This window comes from Sinomonas atrocyanea, from assembly GCF_001577305.1.
GTDB classification, from domain to species: Bacteria; Actinomycetota; Actinomycetes; order Actinomycetales; family Micrococcaceae; genus Sinomonas; species Sinomonas atrocyanea.
The window spans coordinates 3643209-3665167 of record NZ_CP014518.1; the positions used below are offsets into that span (position 1 = coordinate 3643209).

Genomic DNA, 21959 nt, shown 5'->3' on the forward strand with positions numbered 1-21959 from the left:
GCACGTGGCGCCCACCTTCCCGGCGCGCGCGCCGTCCGTGATCCTGCTCGACGGGAGGTCGGGGGCGGGGAAGACGTCCCTCGCCATCGAGCTCGCGGCCGCCCTGCGCGAGCACCGCACCGTCACCCTGATCCACCTCGAGGACGTCTACCCGGGGTGGGACGGCCTCGCCGAGGGCATCGCCCGGTGCGCGGACCACGTGCTCGGCCCCCTGCGCCGGGGCGAGGTGGCCCGCTGGCGCCCGTGGGACTGGGAGCGCGGCGCCGGCGGCCCCGAGCGCGTGAGCGAGCCCGCCGACGTGGTGCTCCTCGAGGGCGTCGGCGCGGGCGCCGCACCCCTGCGGGCCCTCGCGGACGCGGTGGTGTGGGTGGACGCGGCCGCCGACGAGCGCCGTCGCCGCGCCCTCGCCCGCGACGGAGACCTCTACGCGCCGCACTGGGGGCGCTGGGCCGCGCAGGAGGAGGCGTGGCTCGCGCACGACGACGTGCCCGCGGCCGCCGCCGTCACCGTCGCCTCCCCCGCGGGCACCGACCGGCCCGAGGGACTCGCGGACCGGGTGCTGGCCGCCCTCGCCGGGCTCCCCTCGCTGCGTGGGCTCCTCGCCCCCGAGCGCTCGGCACGCGAGTCCGCGGCCGTCGTCGTGCGTCGCCTCGGCGCGGCGCCGGACCCGGAGCGGCTCTTCCGCGGGCTCTTCGGTGCGTCCACGGCGGCGGTCTGGCTCGACTCCTCCGACGCCGAGGCCACCCCCCGAACGCCGAGGCCACGCCCCGGGACGGCGAGGTCACCCCGCGGAACCGTTTCAGCGTCATGGCGGACGACGGCGGCCTGCTCGGGCGGCGCATGGCCCACCGGCGGGGGCGCACCGACGTGGTGCACGGTCCGGCAACCGATGTGCCGGTTTCAGCCCACTCCGACACCCCGTTCTTCCGCTGGCTCGACGCCGAATGGGGCCACGGGCAGGCACCCGCGGTGCCGGGGCTCGAGTGCGGGTTCGCCCTCGGGTGGCTGGGGTACCTCGGCTACGAGCTGAAGCGCGAGTGCGGCGGATCCGACGTCGACCCCGGGCTCCCCGATGCCCAGCTCGTCTTCGCGGCCCGGGCCGTGGTCCTCGACCACGTGACCGGCCAGGCGTGGCTGCTGGCCCTCGACGCCGCGGACGCCGTGCCGTGGCTCGACCGCGCTGCCGCCGCCATCCGGGAGTGCGATGCTTCAGGCGGGCCGGCCGCGGCGACACCCGAAGCGGTGACCTCGGCGCCGGCCTTCACCGCACGCGACACCGCCGCCGCGTACCAGGACAAGGTGCGCGCAGCCCAGGCGGAGATCGCCGAGGGGAACACGTACGAGGCCTGCCTCACCACCACGCTCGAGGCGACCGTCCCCGCACGGGGCGACCGGCCCGGCGTCGTGCCTCTCGAGGCCTACGGAGCGCTCCGCCGCCGCAGCCCCGCGCCGTTCGCGGCGTTCGCCCGCTTCGGCAGCCTCGCGGTCGCGAGCACCTCGCCCGAGCGCTTCCTGTCGCTCGCGGCCGACGGCGGGCTGCGAGCCGAGCCGATCAAGGGCACCCGCCGCCGCTCCCCCGGCCCGTCGCCGGAGGACCCCGGGGCGGACGAGCGGGTGCGCGCCGAGCTCGCCGCGAACCCGAAGGACCGGGCCGAGAACCTCATGATCGTGGACCTCCTGCGCAACGACCTGAGCCACCACGCGGTCCCCGGGTCCGTGCGGGTGTCGCGGCTGTTCGCCGTCGAGACCTACGCGACCGTCCACCAGCTCGTGAGCACCGTCGACGCGCGCCTGCGCCCCGGCGCCTCCCGCGCGGAGGCCGTCGCGGCAGCGTTCCCGCCCGGGTCCATGACGGGGGCGCCGAAGATCAGCACCATGGCGATCCTGGACCGGCTCGAAGCCGGCCCGCGCGCTGTCTACTCCGGCGTGATCGGCTACTTCTCCCGCACCGGGGCCGCCGACCTCTCGGTGGTGATCCGCACCCTCGTCATGGAGACGGCGGACGACGGCGCCACGCGCCTCACGCTCGGAGTGGGCGGCGCCGTCGTGGCCGACTCGGACCCCGCGGACGAGCACGACGAGATCCGGGCCAAGGCGTTCGCCGTGCTCAGCACGCTCGGCTCGGAGTTCCCCCGGGACTGAGGCGGGCCCTTCAGGCTCCCCCCGCCGCCGGCTACTGGAGCGTGGCGGTGAGCCGGGCGACGTTGTCCACGTAGCGGCGCAGCATCGGCCGGCTGCGCCATTCCTGCAGGTCGAGGCGCTTGCTGACCTCGCGGTACATGTCCTCGACCCGACGCATCTGGTCCACGATCTCGCCGCCCGGGAGCATGAGCGAGACCTCCATGTTGAGCGAGAAGGACCGCATGTCCATGTTGGACGAGCCGAGGACGGCCACTTCGTGGTCCACGGTGAAGTGCTTGGCGTGCAGGACGTATGGCTTGGGGTAGCGGTAGATCTTCACGCCCGCGGTGAGCAGCTGCTCGTAGTAGGACTGCTGGGCATGGTGGACGAGGAACTGGTCGCCCTGCTCGGAGACGAACAGCTCGACGTCAACGCCGCGCTGGGCCGCCGTGGTGACGGCGTAGAGGAGCGAGTCATCCGGGACGAAGTACGGGCTGCAGATCGAGAGCCGGTGCTGGGCGGAGTAGATGAGGGTGTTGAAGAGCCGCAGGTTGTTCTCGTTGGCGAAGGCGGGGCCGCTGGGGACCACCTGGGCGGCCACGTCGCCGACGTGCCCCGCGGCCTCGAGCTGGTCCTCGAGCAGCACGTCCGTCTCCGAGAGCCAGTCAGTGGCGAAGACGATGTTGAGGGTCGTGACCACCGGGCCCTCGAGCCGGGCCATGAGCTCCACCCACTTGCGCTGGGCCCGCCGGTGGTAGGCGCGTTCGATCAGGTTCAGCGAGCCGGTGAAGGCGACCTCGCCGTCCACGACGAGGATCTTGCGATGGTTGCGCAGGTCCACGCGGCGCCACTGGCCGTGGACGGGCATGACGGGAAGCATCCGCCGCCACTGGACCTTGGTCGCCTTGAGCCGCTTGAGGAACGTGCGGTAGCCCTTGATGCGCAGGGTGCCGATGTGGTCGAACAGGAAGCGGACCTCGACGCCGCGCTCGGCGGCCTCGGTGAGGGCCGTGAAGAAGTCCTCGGTGACCTCGTCCCAGCTGACGATGTAGAACTCGGCATTGACGAACCGCTTCGCCCTGCGCACGGCCTCCGTCATCTCGGCGATCGCGTCCTCGTAGCCGGGGATCAGCCGGACCTTGTTGCCGTTGACCATCGGCAGGGAGCCGAGCCCGCGGTTGAGCGCGGCGGCGGAGTGCAGCCACTCGGGGCCCGGGAAGGTGGTGTCGACGTCGTGCGACTCCGCGAGCGCCGCCCGGACGCGCGCGTTGACCTCCTGCTGCTGGTCGCGCCGGCGGCCGGAGAAGCGGAAGTTGCCGAACAGGAGGAACACCAGCAGCCCGAGGGTGGGGATGAAGAAGATGGCCAGGAGCCACGCCATCGCCGTGGTGGGCCTGCGGTTGCCGGGGATGATGCCGAGCACGGCGACCCTGATGACCAGGTCGACGACGCCGAGCGCGAAGGTGAGCCAATCGGGCAGGAGGCCGATCAGCGGCAACTGCAGGAGCATGGGCACAGCCTAAGCTGTCCCCATGACTCACACCGTCCTGACGTTCCTCGACCGCGCGTTCCCCGACGGCCGGATCGAGGACGCCACCAAGCCGCAGCTGTTCGCCACCGATCTCGGGGCCACGCGCGGCGACGGGGTGTTCGAGACGCTCCTCGTCCTGGACGGGCACGTGCGCAAGCTCCCGGCCCACCTGGCCCGGATGAGCAAGAGCGCGGCGCTGCTGGAGCTCGAGGTGCCCGACCACGAGGCGTGGGAGCGGGCCATCGTGACCGCGCTGGACGAGTACCAGCGCGTGGTGGGCCCCCTCACCGAGGTGGTCGTGAAGCTCGTGGCGACCCGCGGGGTCGAGGGCGCGCACGAGGCGACCTGCTGGGTCGCCGCGTCCGCGCCGGCGCCCGCGGCGAAGCGGCAGCGCGAGGAGGGCATCGACGTCCTGCTCCTGGACCGCGGCTACGACTCGGACCTCGCCGAGCGCGCCCCGTGGCTCCTCCTCGGCGCGAAGACGCTCTCCTACGCGGTGAACATGGCCGCGCTGCGCTACGCGCACGCTCACGGGGCGGACGACGTCATCTTCACCTCCGCCGACGGCAAGGTCCTCGAGGGCCCCACCTCCACCGTGCTCATCGCGCACGCCGAGAAGGACGACGCCGGCCGCCTCACCCTCAAGAGGCTCGTCACCCCCCAGCTCGACTCCGGCATCCTCCCCGGCACGTCGCAGGGCGCGCTGTTCGCGGCGGCCAAGGACGCCGGCTGGGAGCTGGGGTACGGCCCACTCGAGCCGGAGGACCTGTTCGACGCGGACGCGGTGTGGCTCATCTCCTCGGTGCGCCTGCTCACCCCGGTGAACCACGTGGACGGCACGGCGATCGGGACGGACCCCGAGCTCGCCCGCGCCCTGACGGCCGAGCTCGCCGGGCTGTTCGACAAGATCGCCTGAGCCCCCTTCTTCCCTTCCCCCGCTCCCTCCCTTCCCCCTCCTTCCGCCGGCGTCACCCCGCCGCGCCCCAGCGGGACCGAAAGCCTCTGGCAATTACTTGGAAGTCCGAGTATCTTCTGTCCCAGATGACCTGGATCACACACGAGCGAAGGAGCTTTCCATGGTCCACGACCTGTACCACTACATCGGCGGCGCGCGCGTCGACGGGACCTCCGGCCGCTTCGGCGATGTCTACAACCCCTGCACCGGCGAGGTCCAGGCCCGGCTCCCGCTCGCCAGCCGCGACGAGGTCCGCGAGGCCATCGCCAACGCCGAGAAGGGCCAGGCCGAGTGGGCCGCGATGAACCCGCAGCGCCGCGGACGGATCCTGCTCAAGTTCGTGGACCTCGCCAACGAGCACATGGACGAGCTCGCCGAGCTCCTCTCCTCCGAGCACGGCAAGACGTTCGCCGACTCGAAGGGCGACGTCCAGCGCGGCCTCGAGGTCGTCGAGTTCTCCGCCGGCGCGGCCCCGCACCTGCTCAAGGGCGAGTTCTCCGACAGCGTGGGCACGGGCATCGACGTTCACTCGCTGCGCAAGCCCCTCGGCGTAGTCGCCGGCATCAGCCCGTTCAACTTCCCGGCCATGATCCCGCTGTGGCAGGCGGGCCCGGCCCTTGCCGCGGGCAACGCGTTCATCTGCAAGCCGAGCGAGCGCGACCCCTCGGTCCCGCTCCGCCTCGCCGAGCTCCTCACCGAGGCGGGCCTGCCGGACGGCGTGTTCAATGTGGTCAACGGCGACAAGGAGGCCGTGGACGCCCTCATCGAGGACCCGCGGGTCAAGGCCATCGGGTTCGTCGGGAGCACGCCGATCGCCCAGGCGATCTACGCCGGCGCCGCAGCCCACGGCAAGCGCGCCCAGTGCTTCGGCGGCGCCAAGAACCACATGGTCATCCTCGCCGACGCTGACCTGGACATGGCGGCTGACGCCCTCATCGGGGCCGGCTACGGCTCCGCCGGCGAGCGCTGCATGGCCATCTCCGTGGCCGTCCCGGTGGGCGAGGAGACGGCAGACGCGCTCGTGGCCAAGCTCCAGGAGCGCATCAAGGGCCTGCGCGTCGGCGCGAGCATGGACAAGGACGTGGACTTCGGGCCGGTGGTCGCGGCGTCGGCCAAGGAGCGGATCGAGGGCTACATCGCCAAGGGCGCCGAGGAGGGCGCCGAGCTGCTCGTGGACGGCCGCGGCCACACGGTGGACGGCTACGAGGGCGGCTTCTGGGTCGGGCCCACCCTCTTCGACCGGGTCACCCAGGAGATGTCGATCTACCGCGAGGAGATCTTCGGCCCCGTGCTCAGCGTGGTCCGGGCCGCGGACTACGACGAGGCCCTGCGCCTGTGCAGCGAGCACGAGTTCGGCAACGGCGTCGCGATCTTCACCCGCGACGGCGACGCCGCCCGCGACTTCGCCAGCCGCGTCGAGGTGGGCATGGTCGGCGTCAACGTGCCGATCCCCGTGCCGATCGCCTACTACACGTTCGGCGGCTGGAAGGCCTCGGGCTTCGGGGACCTCAACCAGCACGGCCCGGACGCGTTCCGCTTCTTCACCAAGACCAAGACCGTCACCTCCCGCTGGCCCTCCGGGGTGCGCCAGGGCGCGAGCTTCGTCATGCCGGCGGGCAGCTGAATGACCGCACCCAGCGAGGCGGCCTCCGCCGCCGACGAGGTCCTCTTCGAGCGGCGGGGGCGGCTCGCCGTCGTCGTGCTCAACCGGCCCCGCACGGTCAACGCGCTCACCGCGGGGATGGCGGAGGCCATGCTCGCCCGGCTCACCGAGTGGGCGGCGGACGACGCCGTCGAGACCGTCCTCGTGCGCGGCGCCGGCGAGCGAGGCCTGTGCGCGGGCGGGGACATCGTGGCGATCTACCGGGACATGCAGGGCGGCGGCCGCGCCACCGAGGACTTCTGGGCCACCGAGTACCGGCTCAACTCCCTCATCAGCCGCTACCCGAAGCCCTACGTGGCGTTCATGGACGGGCTCGTGCTCGGCGGCGGGGTGGGGGTCTCGGTGCACGGCTCGCACCGGGTCGTGACGGAACGGACGCGGATGGGCATGCCGGAGACCACGATCGGGTTCGTCCCGGACGTGGGCGGCACGCTCCTGCTCGCCAACGCCCCCGGCGAGTCCGGCACGCACGCTGCGCTGACCGGCGCGCACCTCGACGGCGCGGACGCGCTGCACCTCGGCCTCGCGGACTTCTTCGTCCCGTCCGCCCGGCTGTGCGAGCTCGCCAAGGCGCTCGAGACGGAGCCGGCGGACGACGCCGTGGCGCGCCTCGCCGTCGAGCCTCCCCTCTCGGAACTCGCGGAACAGCGGGGCTGGATCGACGAGGCGTACGCGTCGGAGGACGCCGAGGAGATCGTGCGCCGGCTGAAGGCGAGCCCCGTCGCGGCGGCGTGGGAGACGGCGGCGACGATCGAGGCGAAGTCACCGCTGGCGGTGAAGGTCACGCTCGCCGCGCTGCGCCGCGCCCGGGCGCGCGGCCCCGTCCCCGGAGCGCTCGAGGCGGCGCTCGACACGGAGTACCGCATCGGCCTCCGCCTGCTCGCCGGGCACGACTTCCGCGAGGGGATTCGGGCCCAGGTCATCGACAAGGACCGCAGCCCCCGCTGGAGCCCGCCGACCCTCGCCGAGGTGGGGCAGGAGGACGTCGAGGCGTGCTTCGCCCCGCTCGAGGAGGACGAGCTGGGCCTCGCCGCACGGGTGGCGGCCCTGTGACCCGCCAGCACGAGACCGAAGGAGACAGACCATGAGTGAGCCGTCCGCATCCGGAACCATCGCCTTCCTCGGCCTCGGCCATATGGGCGCCCCCATGGCGGTGAACCTCCTCAAGGCCGGCTACACGGTGGTGGGCTACGACCCCGTCCCCGCGGCCGCGGACGCCGCACGGTCCCATGGCATCCCCCTCGCGGAGACGGCCGCCGAGGCCGTGGCCGGGGCGGCGATCGTCCTGACCATGCTCCCGAGCGGGCGCCACGTGCTCGATGCCTACCGCGGCAGCGAGGGCCAGCCCGGCCTCCTGGCCGTGGCCGCGCCGAACACGCTCTTCCTCGACTGCTCCACGATCAACGTCACCGAGGCGCAGGAGGCCGCCGAGGCGGCGGTCGCCGCCGGACACCGCTCGGTGGACGCCCCGGTCTCCGGCGGGGTGGTCGGCGCCGAGGCGGCCACGCTGACGTTCATGGTCGGGGGCGAGGACGACGACGTCGCGGTGGTCCGGCCGATCCTCGAGACGATGGGCAAGCGGGTGGTCCACTGCGGAGCGCACGGCCTGGGCCAGGCGGCGAAGGTGTGCAACAACATGATCCTGGGCGTGTCCATGATCGCGGTGAGCGAGGCGTTCGTGCTCGGCGAGAAGCTCGGGCTCACGCACGAGGCCCTCTTCGACGTCGCCGCTCACGCCTCCGGGCAGTGCTGGGCGCTGACCACCAACTGCCCCGTCCCGGGGCCCGTGCCGACGAGCCCCGCCAACCGCGGCTACCAGCCCGGATTCGCCGGGGCACTCATGGCCAAGGACCTCCGTCTGGCCGTCAACGCGCTCGAGCACACCGGCGTGGCGGCGGAGATGGGCCAGCTCGCGTCCCGGATCTACGACTCCTTCGTGGAGCACGGCGGCGCAGGCACCGACTTCTCGGGCATCATCACCACGATCCGCGAGCAGTCCGAGGCCTGACCCCTCCCCGCTGGCCGCGGTGACCAAATGCCCTGTCCGCCCCGCCGCCCCGGGAGGACCGTGGACGCAAGGGCTGCGGGCGGACTGGGGCGGGCCGCCTGTACTGCGCAGGAGGAGCCGGACGTGACCAAGGGAATCATCACCAGGACGTGGATCTGGGGCATCATCGGCATGGGGATCGGCCTCGTGGTCGGCGGGGTGGCCACGGCCATCATGCTCGCCTACGGCGGGACGTACGTGAATGCGCGCAGCGGCAGCGGCTACGACTTCGTGCCGACGCCCGGCGGGACCTTCTGGTCCACGGTGGTGTTCATCTGCGTGGGCGGGCTCATTGCGCTCGGCGGCATCATCGCCCAGTTCGTGGCCTGGGTCGGAGCCCTGGTGAACTCCTACCAGCTGCCGGACAAGATGTGGTTCCTGCTGACCCTGCTCCTGGGACTGACCGGCTTCGGGCTCGTCGTCATGATCGTGTACCTCATCGCAGCGCCCGAGGGCTACCCGGGGAAGGCCCGGACCGAGGCTGGCGGTGCAGGCGCAGCGTACCCCGCCCCGCCCGAGGATCCGTACCCCCGCACCGCCTGAAGCTGACCTCCAGAAGCTGACCTCCAGAAGCTGACCTCCAGGAGCTGACCTCCAGAAGGGACGGCGGCCGCCGGGGTCACTCGGTGAAGTCGCCGGCCTCGCGGCGGAAGTCGCCGAGGATGCGCAGGAGCGCCTCCACGTCCTCGCCCGTGAACCCGGACCGGCCGAACACCTCGGCGTTGAGCGCCACCGTGGCCTTCTCCGCGAGCGCCCGGCCGCTGTCGGTGAGCTCGATGAGTGTGGTGCGCCCGTCGGTGGGGTGCGGGGTGCGCGTGACGTACCCCGCGCCCTCGAGCCGGTCCACCGCGTTGGTCACGGAGGTGGGGTGCACCTGCAGGAGCGCACTGGCCTTGCTCATGGGCAGCGCACCGGTGCGGGCGAAGCTGAGCAGCGCGAGCATCTCGTACCGCGCGAACGTGAGTCCGAGGGGTTTGAGCACGTCCTCGATGCGGCCGATGAGGATCTGCTGGGTCCGCATGATCGCGGTGATGGCGGCCATGGGCGCCGCGACGTCCGCCCATCCGTTCCGTTCCCAGTTGCGCCGGGCGTCGGCGATCGGGTCGCGGGGAAGCGGGGCGCCCATGGTCCTCCTGTCACAGCCTGGATCTGCTGGCTAGTCTCTCAGAGACGGGAAGTCGGCCTCGGCGTACTCGATGCCGTACCCGCCGGCCCCCGTCGCCTCGGCCCCGGAGTGCCGCACCTGCTCGGTGTGGCGCAGCTCGACCCGACGGATCTTGCCCGAGATGGTCTTGGGCAGCTCACTGAACTCGATTCGGCGGATCCGCTTGAACGGGGCCAGCTGCGTGCGGCAGTAGCGCAGGATCTCCTCGGCGATTTCGGGCCCGGGCTCATAGCCGCCGGCGAGCACCACGAACGCCTTCGGCACCGAGAGCCGCACCTCGTCGGGGGACGGCACCACGGCGGCCTCGGCGACGGCCGGATGCTCGATGAGCACGCTCTCGAGCTCGAACGGGGAGAGCCGGTAGTCGGAGGACTTGAACACGTCGTCGCCCCGGCCCACGTAGGTGATCACGCCGTCCGCGTCCCGCGCGGCCATGTCGCCCGTGTGGTAGTAGCCGCCGCGGAAGGCGTCGGCGGTCTTCTCGGGATCGCCGTAGTAGCCCTTCATGAGCCCCACGGGGCGGGGATCGAGGCGGAGGCAGAGCTCGCCGTCGTCGATCTCCTCGCCGGTGGCGGGGTCCACGAGGACGACGTCGTAGCCCGGCAGCGGGCGTCCCATCGCGCCGACGGTGACGGGCTGGCCGGGGGTGTTGGCGACCTGAACGGTGGTCTCGGTCTGGCCGAAGCCGTCGCGGATGGTCACGCCCCAGGCCTTGCGCACCTGGCCGATGACCTCGGCGTTGAGCGGCTCGCCGGCCGAAACCACCTTCCGCGGAGGGGTCTGCAGCTGGGCCAGGTCGGACTGGATGAGCATGCGCCACACGGTGGGCGGGGCGCAGAAGCTCGTGACGCCCTCGCGGCCCATCTGCTCCATGAGGGCGGAGGCGTCGAAGCGGTCGTAGTTGTAGATGAACACGGTCGCCTCGGCGATCCACGGCGCGAAGACGTTGGACCATGCGTGCTTGGCCCAGCCGGGCGAGGCGACGTTGAGGTGGACGTCGCCTGGCTCGAGGCCGATCCAGTACATCGTCGAGAGGTGCCCCACGGGATAGGAGACGTGGGTGTGCTCCACGAGCTTGGCCCGGGAGGTGGTGCCGGAGGTGAAGTACAGCAGGAGCGTCTCGTCGGCCGCGGTCGGCACGTCCGGGGTGAAGTCGGCGCCGGCCCCGGCCGAGTCCGCATAGTCGAGGGCGTCGCGCTCGGGGGCCGCAGCCGCGCCAGTGTCCCCGATGACGATCAGGCGGTAGGCGCCGGGGACGTCGTCGAACTTGCGCGCGTTGGCCCCGCCGACGGCAACCCAGTGGGCCCCGCCCCGCTCCACGCGGTCCTCGAGGTCCCGGCGGCCCATGAGCGTGGTGGTGGGGATCATCACGACGCCGAGCTTGATCCCGGCGAGCATCAGCTCCCAGAGCTCCACCTGGTTGCCGAGCATGATGATCATGCGGTCGCCGCGGCACACCCCCTGGCCGCGGAGCCAGGCGGCCACCTGGGACGACCGGGCCGAGAGCTCGGCGAACGTGCGCCGGGTCGAGCTGCCGTCCTGTTCGACGATCACGAGGGCGGGCTGGCTCCCGCGCACCGGATCGGAGCCCAGGGCGTCGAACCAGTCGAGGGCGAAATTGAACTCCGTGAAGCGGGGCCAGGCGAAGTCCGCGTGGGCCCGGGCGTAGTCCTCGCGGAGCTCGAGCAGCCTGTCGCGCGCAGCCCTGAAGTCGTCGGTGACAGTCATCGCCTCGCCTTTCCGTCCTAGTGATCTCCGTCACGGTGAAATATAGTTGGACTTCCTAGGGTTTGAACAGCGCCGCGATGAAGAGGTCCCCATGCTCCACGCACCAGCAACGCTCCGCCCGGCCCCCGCGCCCGAGGTCCCCTTCCCGGACGCGGACCTCATGCATGTGACGGACCTGCTCTCCCCAGCGGAGCGGGAGCGGTTCGCCGAGCTGCGGGAGGTCCTCCAGCGTGAGGTCCGGCCCCTGACGGCCCCCTTCTGGAACCGCGAGGAGTTCCCGTTCGAACTCCTCCCGAAGCTCGCGTCCCTGGGCCTCGGCCAGCTGCAGACGGACGGCTCCTCGCGCCTGTTCCAAGGGCTCGCGTACATGGAGGCCGCGCGCGCCGACGTCTCCCTGTCCGCGCTCGTGGGGATCCACAACGAGCTCGTGGTGGGCATGGTCCACGACCTCGGCTCCGAGGAGCAGAAGCGGCGCTGGCTGCCGGGCCTCGAGTCGTTCACCTCCCTCGGCGCCTTCGCGCTCACCGAGCCGGAGCACGGCTCGGACATCGCCGGCGGCCTCGCCACGACCGCGACGCGCGACGGCGACGGCTGGCTCCTGCACGGGGCGAAGCGGTGGATCGGGGCCGGCACCATCGCCGACTTCGTCCTCGTCTGGGCGCGCGACACGGCCGACGGCGCGGTCAAGGCGTTCCTCGTCGAGACCGACCGGCCCGGCTTCACCGCCACGAAGATCGCGAACAAGATCGGGCTGCGCATCATGCAGAACGCGGACCTGGTGCTGGACGGGGTCCGGGTGCCTGAGGCGAACCTGCTGCCGGGCGCCACGGCGTTCGACCGCGCCAACGACCTCCTGCGGGACTCCCGCGCCTGGGTGGGCTGGCAGGCCGCGGGGATCCAGCTCGCCGCGTTCGACATCGCCCGGGCGTACGCGCTCGAGCGGATGCAGTTCGGCAGGCCGCTCGCCGGCTTCCAGCTCGTCCAGCAGCAGCTCTCCGAGATCCTCGGCAACGCCCAGGCCTCCCTGTCCCTCATGGTCGAGCTCGCCCGCATCCAGGAGGCCGGGCGCCTCGAGATGGCGCAGTCCGCGATGGCGAAGGCGACCACCACCCGGCTCGCCCGCTCCTCGGTGGCCATGGGACGCTCGCTCCTGGGCGGCAACGGCATCACGACGGACTACGAGATGGCGAAGCTGTTCGGCGACGCCGAGGTCCTCTACACGTACGAGGGCACCTACGAGATCAACTCGCTCATCGTGGGCCGGGCCGTGACGGGGGCCTCCGCGTTCGTCTGACGATTGCTCCGGGCCGGAGCGGGTATGCCGAAGGCATCCGAACCGCCACCGATCCCGGAGGAAGCCATGACGCGTGTGGACCGTATCGCCGAGCCCTGGGGAACCCGGACGCCCTACGGACCGGGCGAGCCGTGGCCCGCACGGGTCGACACGCACCTCGACGGAGGCCTCAGCTCCGACGACGTGGACCGATGGGTCCAGACCGCATCCCTCCTGCATTCCAACGGCGACGCGATGGACATCGCGGTGAAGGACGAGCGGATCGTGGGCGTGCGCGGCCGGCAGGGCGACCGGGTGAACCACGGCCGCCTCGGGGTCAAGGACCTCTACGGCTGGCAGGCCAACTCCTCCCCCGACCGCCTGACCAGGCCCCTGGTCCGCGAGGGCGGCCGCCTCGTCGAGACTGACTGGGACACCGCGATGGGCAGGATCGTAGAGCGGACCCAGCAGCTCCTCGCCGAGCAGGGCCCGAGCGCGGTGGGCTTCTACACGACCGGGCAGCTCTTCGCCGAGGAGTACTACACGCTCGGCGTCCTCGCCCACGGCGGGATCGGGACGAACCACGTAGACGGCAACACCCGCCTCTGCACCGCCACCGCCGCAGCGGCGCTCAAGGAGTCCTTCGCGAGCGACGGCCAGCCCGGCTCGTACACCGACGTCGACCACGCGGACGTGATCGCGCTCTACGGGCACAACGTCGCCGAGACGCAGAGCGTGCTGTGGATGCGGATGCTGGACCGGCTCGCCGGCCCGAACCCGCCCCAGGTCATCTGCGTCGACCCGCGCCCCACGGAGGTGGCCCGCCACGCGACGGTTCACCTCGCGCCGCTGCCCGGCACCAACGTGGCCCTCATGAACGGGCTGCTGCACGAGATCATCGCCAACGACTGGGTGGACCACGACTACATCGAGGCCCACACGGTCGGCTTCGACGAGCTCGTGAAGCAGGTCCAGGACTGCACGCCGGAGGCCGCCGCGCAGATCTGCGACGTGCCCGCCGAGCAGATCCGGGAGGCCGCCGCGATCCTGGGCCGCGCGGAGCGGCTCCTCTCCACCGTCCTGCAGGGCTTCTACCAGTCGAACCAGGCCACCGCCGCCTCGGTCCAGGTGAACAACATCAACATCATCCGTGGGATGCTCGGGCGGCCTGGCTGCGGGATCCTGCAGATGAACGGCCAGCCGACGGCCCAGAACACCCGCGAATGCGGGGGCGACGGCGATCTGCCCGCCTTCCGCAACTGGTCCAACGACGAGCACGTGAAGGACCTCGCGAAGGTCTGGAACGTGGACCCGATGGAGATCCCGCACTACTCGCCGCCCACCCACGTGATGCAGATGATGCGATACGCCGAGGACGGCTCGATCCGGATGCTGTGGGTCAGCGGGACGAACCCTGCGGTCTCCCTGCCCGAGCTGCCCCGGGTCCGCTCGATCCTGTCGCAGGAGCGGCTGTTCCTCGTGGTCCAGGACATCTTCCTGTCCGAGACGGCCCAGCTCGCCGACGTCGTCCTCCCCGCCGCAACGTGGGGCGAGAAGACGGGGACATTCACCAACGTGGACCGCACGGTCCACCTGTCCGAGAAGGCCGTGGACCCGCCGGGTGAGGCCAGGCCCGATCTGGACATCTTCATTGACTACGCGCACCGGCTCGGCCTGAAGGACAAGGACGGCGCCCCGCTGGTGAAGTGGCACGACGCCGAGTCGGCGTTCGAGGCCTGGAAGGAGTGCAGCCGGGGCCGTCCCTGCGACTACAGCGGGATGACGTACGAGCTGCTCCGCGGCCGCTCGGGCATCCAGTGGCCGTGCACGGAGGAGCACCCCGACGGGACGGAGCGCCTGTACGAGGACGGGAAGTTCTTCAGCACCCCGGACTACTGCGAGAGCTACGGACGCGACCTCGTCACGGGTGCCCCGGTGGAGGCGACCGAGTACAGGGCGCTCAACCCGACGGGGAAGGCCATCCTCAGGGCCGCCGAGTACGTCCCCCCGCACGAGATTCCGAGCGAGGACTTCCCGTTCATCCTCATCACCGGCCGCACGCTCTACCACTTCCACACCAGGACCAAGACCGGCAGGGCACCCGAGCTCCAGGCCGCCGCCCCGGACGTCTGGGTCGAGCTGTCCGAGGCGGACGCCTCCGCCTTCGGCATCGGCGAGGGCGACCTCGTGACCGTCAGCAGCCCGAGGGGCTCGGTTCGGGCCGCGGCCCGCATCACGGGCATCCGCCGCGGCGTGGTCTTCCTACCGTTCCACTATGGCTACTGGGACACCGAGGGCGGCCACGCGCCGGACGGTGCGGGCCGGGCCGCGAACGAGCTGACCATCACCGACTGGGACGCCTGCTCCAAGCAGCCCATCTTCAAGACGGCCGCCGCGCGGATCGAGCGCACGGCGGCCGGGCAGGAACCGGCCCCCGCGCCGACGACGACCGCCTCGGCCCCTGTCCGTCCCGCCGGTGCCCCGACGCGGGGACCGAGCGATGTGGACGAGGAACTCTCGGACCGGGCACCGGAGGTGGCGCTGTGAAGATCGGACTGGCGCTGAAGGAGCTCCACCGCTCGGAGGCGGAGCTCGCCCGCGAGCTGCTCAAGGTCTCGGACCGGCACAAGGTGGACCACGAGGTCTTCCACCTGGGCCGGGACCTCGCCCGGTGGTCCCAGGAGCACGTGGCCCTGATCGCCGAGATCGCCCACGGCTACGGCCAGGACCTCGACCCCGACGCCGGGGGCCCGCTCGGACCCCTCGAGCGGGCGGTGGAGAAGGGCAGCGAGCTCGCCGGGCGGACGAGCTCGCCCAGCCTCCTCATGCTGCGCGACCTCCGCGAGGTCTACATCAAGTCCGCCGGGGTGTCGGTGGACTGGGAGCTCCTCGCCCAGGCCGCGCAGGGGATCAAGCACCGCGAGCTGCTCGCCCTCGCCCAGCGCTGCCACCCGGAGACCCTTCGGCAGATGCGGTGGGCGAACGGCAAGCTCAAGGAGAGCGCCACCCAGATCCTCGTCAGCTGAGGGGCTGCGGCCGGCCACGGCGCGACGCATGGCGGACGGCTCTGGCGCGCAGCGGCGTCGTATGCCTACGGTTCGGGGATGGAACAGGACGATCGCGTGCCGCCGCCCCCCGGCCTTGCGGCATACGACCACGACGCACCGCTCGACGACGGCTACAGCCAGAGCGAGAACTACGGCCACAACCAGGAGTCCCTCCAGCTGCACGACCTCCGCCGGTACGCCGACACCCCGCCCGGGGAGCCGCGCGTCGAGCGCCCCGCCCCGACGGAGCCCGCGAAGCCGAAGCGCCGTCCCCACACTGCCGGTCTGGGCACCTCCGGCGCGGCCGGCATCCCCGACGCCGCCGGCGCCGTGCACACCGGGTTCGGCGACACCGACCGCGACTGAGGCGCGGAACCTACCGGCGGGTTCACACACGCGCACACACTCGCGGACGGCCGCCCGGATCGGCAAGACTGGCCCCATGCACAACACCGACTTCATCCAGGTCTCGCACGCCGGATCGCTCCCCCGCACGCCCGAGCTGCTCGCGGCGAACGCCGCGCAGGCCGAGAACCCGGGCGATACGGCGGCGTTCGAGGACCTCCTCGCCGGCTCGGTCAAGGACATCGTCGCGAAGCAGCGCGAGGCCGGCGTCACCCTCCCCAACGACGGCGAGTACGGCCACACCATGTCCAACTCGGTGGACTACGGCGCATGGTGGAACTACTCCTTCGCCCGCCTCGGCGGCCTCTCCCAAGGCGGCGTGGACCGCTGGCAGATGACCGAGGAGATCCGCTCCGAGCCGGGCCACATCCGCCTCACCACCATGCGGGACCGGCGCGACCGAGTCCGGTTCAACGAGGCCTACAACGACCCCAACTCGTTCATCCTCACCGGCCGCAAGCCCGTGGCCCAGCCCACCGTCACCGGGCCCATCACGTACATCGGGCAGGAGGCCGTGCAGCGCGACGTCGTGAACCTCAAGGCCGCCCTCGCCGCCAACGGCTACGAGACCGGCTTCCTCCCCGCCCTCTCTCCCGGCTCGGCGAGCCGCCTGCTCAACGAGTACTACCAGGACGAGGAGGAGCTGGTCTTCGCGTGCGCCGACGCCATGCGCGAGGAGTACAAGGCGATCATCGACGCCGGCCTCACGGTCCAGATCGACGATCCGTCCATCGCCGAGAACTGGGACATGATCAACCCGGAGCCCAGCCTCGAGGACTACCTGAAGTTCACGCAGGTCCGCGTCGAGGCCCTCAACCACGCCATCCGCGGGCTGCCGCAGGAGCAGATCCGCTTCCACCTGTGCTGGGGCTCCTGGCACGGCCCGCACACCACGGACATCCCGTTCAAGGACATCGCCCAGACGATGCTCTCGATCAACGCCGGCTCCTACTCCTTCGAGGCCGGCAACGTCCGCCACGAGCACGAGTGGAAGGTCTGGCGCGAGCTGGACCTGCCCGAGGAGAAGACCATCGCCCCGGGCGTCGTCTCGCACGCGACCAACGTGGTGGAGCACCCGGAGCTCGTCGCGGACCGCATCGAGAACTTCGCGTCGATCGTGGGCCGGGAGCGCGTCATCGCCTCGACCGACTGCGGGCTCGGCGGCCGCGTCCACCCGCAGATCGCCTGGGCGAAGCTCGAGGCGCTCTCCGAGGGTGCCCGGCTCGCGACCCAGCGGCTCTGGGCCTAGGGCGTGGCGCACGACGCCGGCGGCCCGCCTTTCGCGGCCGGGTCGCCGGCCGTTGCGGGCGCCCAGCAGTCCAATGAGGTGACCCTCCGCTTCCTCGCGGCCCCGACGGACAAGGGCCATTCGGGCTCGGTCGACGCCGGGACGGTCCTCGAGTGGGTCGACAAGGCCGCGTACGCGGCGGCCGTGGGCTGGGCGAAGACGTACTGCGTGACGGCGTACGTGGGCAACATCCACTTCGCCGACCCGGTCAACGTCGGGGACATGGTCGAGGTCACGGCCACGATCGTGTACACCGGGCGCAGCTCGATGCACATCCGCACCGTGGTGTCCTCGGGCGACCCCAAGGGCGGCACGCCCACGATGCGCAGCGACTGCCTCGTCATCTTCGTGGCCGTCGGCGAGGACGGGCGCCCGGTCGAGGTGCCGGCCTGGGTCCCCCGGACCGAGGGCGAGCGCGAGGCGGAGGCGCACGCGAAGGCCCGCATCGCGGTGCGGGACGAGATCGTCGCGTCGATGAAGCGCCAGGAGTACACGGACGCCGGCACGGCCGAGCGCGTGGTCCTGCGGTTCCTCGCCGCCCCGACGGATGTGAACTGGGGCGGGAAGGTCCACGGCGGCACCGTCATGAAGTGGATCGACGAGGCCGCGTACGTGTGTGCCTCCCGCTACTGCGGGCGGGACGCCGTGGCGGTGTTCTCCGGCGGGGTGCGGTTCTACCGGCCGCTGCTCATCGGGGACGTGGTCGAGGTCGAGGCCCGGCTCGTCTACACGGGGACCAAGGGCATGCACATCGCGGTCCACGTCCGCTCGGGCTCGCCCCGCGGCCACGAGCTGAACCTCACCACGTACTGCCTCACCGTCATGGTGGCCCGGGACGAGACCGGGACCGCGGTGCCCGTGCCCCGCTGGGAGCCGGTCTCGGACGAGGACCGGCGCCTGTGGGAGCACGCCCGCGAGCTGCTGGAGATCCGCGGCAAGGCCCCCGGCGGCCGCCTGCCGAACCACCTGCTCGGGGCCTGAGGCGCGGCGGCGGCGCACGACGGCGTGACGTCGCCGCCCGCCGCAGGCAGCCCGCTCGTCTGCGACCCCTTGCCCTCAGGCCGCCCGGGGGCTAACGTACAACCAAATGGTTGTAGATCAGCAGGCACGGGAACTCACTGACGACGAGATCGATCGGATCTTCGGCGCCCTCGCCGACGCGACGCGCAGGGACATCCTGCGCCTGGCGATGGTGGGCGAGCAGTCGGTCTCCGCGCTCGCCGGGAACTACACCATGAGCTTCGCGGCCGTGCAGAAGCACGTCGCGGTGCTCGAGCGGGCCTTGCTCGTCACGAAGGAACGCCGCGGGAGGGAGCAGATCGTGCACTCGAATCCCGCGGCGATCCGCAGGGCGGCGCGCCTCCTCGATGCCTACGAGGAGCTGTGGCGCGACCGCATCGCCCGGATCGGAGACATCCTGTCCGAGCCCACTGCGCCCGACCAGGGCGACTGACCACAGCGGAACGCACGAAGGAGCGCGCACCCATGACGTTCGTCTCCAGCACCAAGGACACCGACAGCCTCACCCTCACGCTCGTGACCGAGTTCGCCGCCGCCCCGGCACGCGTGTGGCAGGTTTGGGAGGACCCGCGCCAGCTCGAGCGCTGGTGGGGGCCGCCCACGTGGCCGGCCACGTTCGCCACGCACGACTTCACGCCGGGGGGACTCTGCCACTACTTCATGACGGGTCCGGGGGGCGAGAGGGCCCACGGCTGGTGGCGGTTCGTCGCCATCGACGAGCCACGCCGGCTCGAGATCGAGGACGGCTTCGCCAACGAGGACGGCTCCCCGATGGACCCGGAGGACACGACGCGCTTCGTCGTCACGCTCGACGCCGTGGACGGCGGGACGCGCATGACCACGGTCTCCCGCTTCCGCAGCCTCGAACAGCTCGAGCGGATGGCCGAGATGGGCATGGAAGAGGGCATGAAGCAGGCCTCGGGGCAGATCGACGCGATCCTTGCCGAGTCCACCGAGGGCTCGGCGCCGGGCTCGCCGCGCTAGCGCCTCCCCTCGCGCCGCCACCTCGGCTCCGCCGCGACTTCCGCGTAGGGAACAGGCCGGATACGCTTCGGCTGTGCCACTTCGGGGGTGGCCTTCTCGGGGAGGAACTGACGTGCGCGTCACCACGGTCAGGGGGCACCGCAGCGCCCTCAGAATCCTGTCTGCCTGCGCCCTGGGCGCACTCCTGTGGGGCGGGGTGAGCGGCCCGGCGAGTGCGACGACGACGCCCAGCCCCACGCCGTCGGCCCTCGCCACCGCGACCGATACGGCCACTGCGAGCCCCACCGCGACTGCAACGGCCACCGACACCGCGACCGCCGCGCCGACGGACACGACACCGCCGGCGCCCGAGTACGTGGTGCGCGGCGCGATCGGGGCCAAGTACGTCGCGGACGGCGGGGCCTCCGCGCTCGGGACGCCCCTCGGCAACGAGGTGTGCACCGGCCCCCGGGGCGGCTGCTACCAGTGGTTCACCGAGGGGCTCATCTGGTGGTCCTCCACCACCGGCGCCCACACGGTGCGCAACGATGGCTTCCGCTTCCGGTACGAGCTGGAGGACTGGGCGTGGGGGCCGCTGGGCTACCCGCTCTGGGACATCGAGTGCTCGGCCCCGGGCGGCGGCTGCTACCAGCGCTTCGAGGGCGGCATCCTCTGGAAGGATCCCGCCGGCGACCCGGCCACGTGGCCGCACGGCGGCATCGGCGCGAGGTACGCGGCCTTGAACTGGGCGTGGGGGCCGCTGGGCTACCCCGCGGGCGACGAGCAGTGCTACCCCGGCAGCACCACCTGCTGGGAGCCCTTCGCCGGCGGCAGCATCTGGTGGAGCCCATCCACCGGCGCCCACATGGTCCGCGGCGCCATCGGCTCGGCGTGGACCGCCGACGGCTGGGACCTCGGGCTGCCCCTGCAGGACGAGCAGTGCACCGCGCCGCGCGGCGGCTGCTACCAGTGGTTCCAGAACGCCGTCTACTGGTGGTCCTCCGGGTCCGGGACGCACTATGTCAAGGGCGGCATCAAGGCCGCCTACGAGAGGGTCAACTGGGCGTGGGGCGGCCTCGGCTACCCGCTCACCAACGAGTACACCGTCAGCACGGGCAAGCGGCAGGACTTCCAGGGCGGCAGCATCCTGTGGGACTGGCACAGCGGCGCGACGACGGTGCTCTGGGGCTGATCCGCGGCACCGGCCCGACCGTGCGCGGCACCGGCCCGACGGACGACGTCGGCGGGCCGCCTCGCCCGAGGCGGCCCGCCGACGTCGTGCTCCGGCGACGCGCGGCGACTCAGCTGTGCGCCCTGTCCGGCCGGCTGAGGACCACGAACGAGCGGCGGTGGCTGATGTAGTCGCTGGGCCAGGTGGCCAGCGCGCGGATCTTCTGCATGCTCCCGGACAGCAGCACCACGTGCACGCCGAGCCACGCGAGGAAGGCCAGCGGCCCCGAGAGCAGCTTGCGGTTCGGGCCCGGCCCCACCTCGGCCACGGCCGATCCGCGCCCCACCATCGCCATGTAGCCCTTGTCGGAGTAGTGGAAGGGCTCGCGGGGGCGGCCCTCGATGTCGGCAAGGATGTTCTTCGCCGCCCACCCGCCGGCCTGCAGCGCGCAGGAGCCGAGCTGGGGGAGCTTGTTGCCCTTGTCATCGGTCATGTTCGCCGCATCGCCGAGGACGTAGACGCCCTCCGCACCGGGGGCCGTCAGATCCGGGTTGACGTCGATCCGGCCTCCGCGGCCCTGGGCCAGCCCCGAGCCCGCGACCACGGGACCGGCCTTGAGCCCACCGGCCCACACCACGAGGGTGGCCGGGATCTCGCTGCCGTCCTTGAAGACCACCTTGTCCGGCGCGATCTCGCTGACCGGGACCCCGAGGTGGAGCTCGACGCCCATGCCCTCCAGGCGGCGGGCCGCGTACTGCTTGGACTGGTCCGAGAAGGCGTTGAGCACATTGGGGATCATGTCCACCAGGTGCACCCGGCATCGGCTGGCGAGCCGCGGGGAGAAGTAGTCGCCGAGGACGTACTTGACCGTCTCGGCCATCGCCCCCGCTGTCTCGACCCCGGTGGGTCCGCCGCCGATCACCACGAAGTTCAGCTCCGTGCCGTCATCCGCCCGGTCTGCCGCCTCCAGGGCGTTCGAGAGGGCCCCGCCGAGGCTCACGGCGTCGTCCACCGAGTAGAGCGGGAAGGTGCGCTCCTCGGCCCCAGGGGTGTCGAAGAAGTTCGCCTCGGCGCCGGAGGCGAGCACGAGGAACCGGCCCTCGTACACCTTGCCGTCCGAGGTGGTGACCCGCTTGGCGGCCGGATCCACGGAGGTGACCTCCGCGACCAGCACGCGCACGTTGGGCTGGCCGCGGAAGATGTCGCGCAGGGAGCGCGCCACCTCCGAGACGCCCAGCTGCACCGTGGCCACCTGGTACAGGAGCGGCTGGAACTGGTGGTAGGGATTCTTGTCGATCAGGAGGACCCGGACGCCCTTGCGCCCGAGCGTCCGGGCGGCTGCGACGCCCGCGAACCCTCCGCCGACCACGATGACTTCGTAGTTCTCGTCCACAGGCGCGACACTACCGAGTCGGCGGCTGGCTGTGAACCGCCCGCGCAGCCGGACGCGGACACGGGCCTTGGTGCCGCGCACAAGATGCGGCACGCAATCCTGTGCCCCCATCCACAAAGGGGCCCCGGCGGGGCGCCTAGCATGGTGCGGGTCATCAAGCCCCTGCCGGGGGCCGGGCACGCTTCAAGG

Annotated in this window: 20 protein-coding genes; 16 read left to right on the top strand and 4 right to left on the bottom strand. The window is 71.9% G+C overall.

The window, feature by feature from the left end; translation table 11 throughout:
- Nucleotides 1-4 precede the first annotated feature (4 nt).
- Both SA2016_RS22335 and SA2016_RS22340 read left to right on the top strand, forming a co-directional pair.
- Nucleotides 5-1030, top strand: a complete 1026-nt coding sequence (locus SA2016_RS22335; RefSeq protein WP_257125789.1) for a nucleoside/nucleotide kinase family protein — start codon at nt 5-7, stop codon at nt 1028-1030.
- Entirely contained in the window at nt 970-2142 is a 1173-nt protein-coding gene (locus SA2016_RS22340) for an anthranilate synthase component I family protein (protein ID WP_257125870.1), read from the top strand. The genes SA2016_RS22335 and SA2016_RS22340 overlap by 61 nt, the downstream gene beginning before the upstream one ends.
- Nucleotides 2143-2173: 31 nt before the next feature.
- Here the strand turns inward: SA2016_RS22340 and cls are convergent, their stop codons facing one another.
- Nucleotides 2174-3631 (bottom strand): cardiolipin synthase, encoded by a 1458-nt coding sequence (gene cls, locus SA2016_RS16760; RefSeq protein WP_066500278.1) that lies wholly within the window; start codon nt 3629-3631, stop codon nt 2174-2176.
- 22 nt (nt 3632-3653) lie between these two features.
- Between cls and SA2016_RS16765 the strand changes: the two genes are divergently transcribed.
- The 5 genes from SA2016_RS16765 (at nt 3654) to SA2016_RS16785 (ending at nt 8860) form a co-directional block, all read left to right on the top strand.
- Nucleotides 3654-4568 carry an aminodeoxychorismate lyase gene (locus tag SA2016_RS16765; RefSeq protein ID WP_066500280.1) on the top strand — a complete coding sequence of 305 codons (915 nt, stop codon included), beginning with the start codon at nt 3654-3656 and terminating at the stop codon, nt 4566-4568.
- A 160-nt stretch (nt 4569-4728) separates the two neighbouring features.
- Complete coding sequence (locus SA2016_RS16770; RefSeq protein WP_066500282.1) at nt 4729-6231, top strand: CoA-acylating methylmalonate-semialdehyde dehydrogenase; 1503 nt, start codon at nt 4729-4731, stop codon at nt 6229-6231.
- Nucleotides 6232-7323 (top strand): enoyl-CoA hydratase/isomerase family protein, encoded by a 1092-nt coding sequence (locus SA2016_RS16775; protein WP_066500284.1) that lies wholly within the window; start codon nt 6232-6234, stop codon nt 7321-7323.
- Between the two features lie 31 nt (nt 7324-7354).
- On the top strand, nt 7355-8278 hold the full coding sequence (gene mmsB / locus SA2016_RS16780) for a 3-hydroxyisobutyrate dehydrogenase (protein WP_066500286.1): 924 nt from the start codon (nt 7355-7357) through the stop codon (nt 8276-8278).
- 123 nt (nt 8279-8401) lie between these two features.
- Entirely contained in the window at nt 8402-8860 is a 459-nt protein-coding gene (locus tag SA2016_RS16785; RefSeq protein ID WP_066500288.1) for a hypothetical protein, read from the top strand.
- A gap of 76 nt (nt 8861-8936) precedes the next feature.
- Here the strand turns inward: SA2016_RS16785 and SA2016_RS16790 are convergent, their stop codons facing one another.
- Both SA2016_RS16790 and SA2016_RS16795 read right to left on the bottom strand, forming a co-directional pair.
- Entirely contained in the window at nt 8937-9443 is a 507-nt protein-coding gene (locus tag SA2016_RS16790) for a MarR family winged helix-turn-helix transcriptional regulator (RefSeq protein ID WP_066500290.1), read from the bottom strand.
- A 30-nt stretch (nt 9444-9473) separates the two neighbouring features.
- Entirely contained in the window at nt 9474-11210 is a 1737-nt protein-coding gene (locus tag SA2016_RS16795) for an AMP-binding protein (protein ID WP_066500292.1), read from the bottom strand.
- A 91-nt stretch (nt 11211-11301) separates the two neighbouring features.
- Between SA2016_RS16795 and SA2016_RS16800 the strand changes: the two genes are divergently transcribed.
- The 9 genes from SA2016_RS16800 (at nt 11302) to SA2016_RS16840 (ending at nt 20398) form a co-directional block, all read left to right on the top strand.
- The gene (locus tag SA2016_RS16800) at nt 11302-12504 is read left to right on the top strand and encodes an acyl-CoA dehydrogenase family protein (protein WP_066500294.1); all 1203 of its coding nucleotides are present in this window, start codon (nt 11302-11304) and stop codon (nt 12502-12504) included.
- A gap of 66 nt (nt 12505-12570) precedes the next feature.
- Nucleotides 12571-15030: a molybdopterin oxidoreductase family protein gene (locus SA2016_RS16805; protein ID WP_066500297.1), complete on the top strand. Its 2460-nt coding sequence runs from the start codon at nt 12571-12573 to the stop codon at nt 15028-15030.
- Complete coding sequence (locus tag SA2016_RS16810) at nt 15027-15509, top strand: hypothetical protein (protein WP_066500301.1); 483 nt, start codon at nt 15027-15029, stop codon at nt 15507-15509. Before SA2016_RS16805 ends, SA2016_RS16810 begins: the two co-directional genes overlap by 4 nt.
- A 78-nt stretch (nt 15510-15587) precedes the next feature.
- The gene (locus SA2016_RS16815) at nt 15588-15896 is read left to right on the top strand and encodes a hypothetical protein (protein ID WP_141305636.1); all 309 of its coding nucleotides are present in this window, start codon (nt 15588-15590) and stop codon (nt 15894-15896) included.
- 76 nt (nt 15897-15972) lie between these two features.
- The gene (locus tag SA2016_RS16820; protein WP_066500306.1) at nt 15973-17184 is read left to right on the top strand and encodes a cobalamin-independent methionine synthase II family protein; all 1212 of its coding nucleotides are present in this window, start codon (nt 15973-15975) and stop codon (nt 17182-17184) included.
- A gap of 78 nt (nt 17185-17262) precedes the next feature.
- Nucleotides 17263-18204 carry an acyl-CoA thioesterase gene (locus tag SA2016_RS16825; protein ID WP_066502750.1) on the top strand — a complete coding sequence of 314 codons (942 nt, stop codon included), beginning with the start codon at nt 17263-17265 and terminating at the stop codon, nt 18202-18204.
- A gap of 106 nt (nt 18205-18310) precedes the next feature.
- The gene (locus tag SA2016_RS16830; protein WP_066500312.1) at nt 18311-18676 is read left to right on the top strand and encodes an ArsR/SmtB family transcription factor; all 366 of its coding nucleotides are present in this window, start codon (nt 18311-18313) and stop codon (nt 18674-18676) included.
- 32 nt (nt 18677-18708) lie between these two features.
- A complete protein-coding gene (locus SA2016_RS16835) occupies nt 18709-19227 on the top strand; it encodes an SRPBCC family protein (protein ID WP_066500313.1) in 519 nt (172 codons plus the stop codon).
- Nucleotides 19228-19339: 112 nt separating this feature from the next.
- On the top strand, nt 19340-20398 hold the full coding sequence (locus SA2016_RS16840) for an LGFP repeat-containing protein (protein WP_066500317.1): 1059 nt from the start codon (nt 19340-19342) through the stop codon (nt 20396-20398).
- A 109-nt stretch (nt 20399-20507) separates the two neighbouring features.
- On the opposite strand, the gene SA2016_RS16845 is transcribed toward SA2016_RS16840, so the two are convergent.
- Nucleotides 20508-21770, bottom strand: a complete 1263-nt coding sequence (locus SA2016_RS16845) for an NAD(P)/FAD-dependent oxidoreductase (RefSeq protein WP_066502753.1) — start codon at nt 21768-21770, stop codon at nt 20508-20510.
- Between the last annotated feature and the right edge of the window lie 189 nt (nt 21771-21959).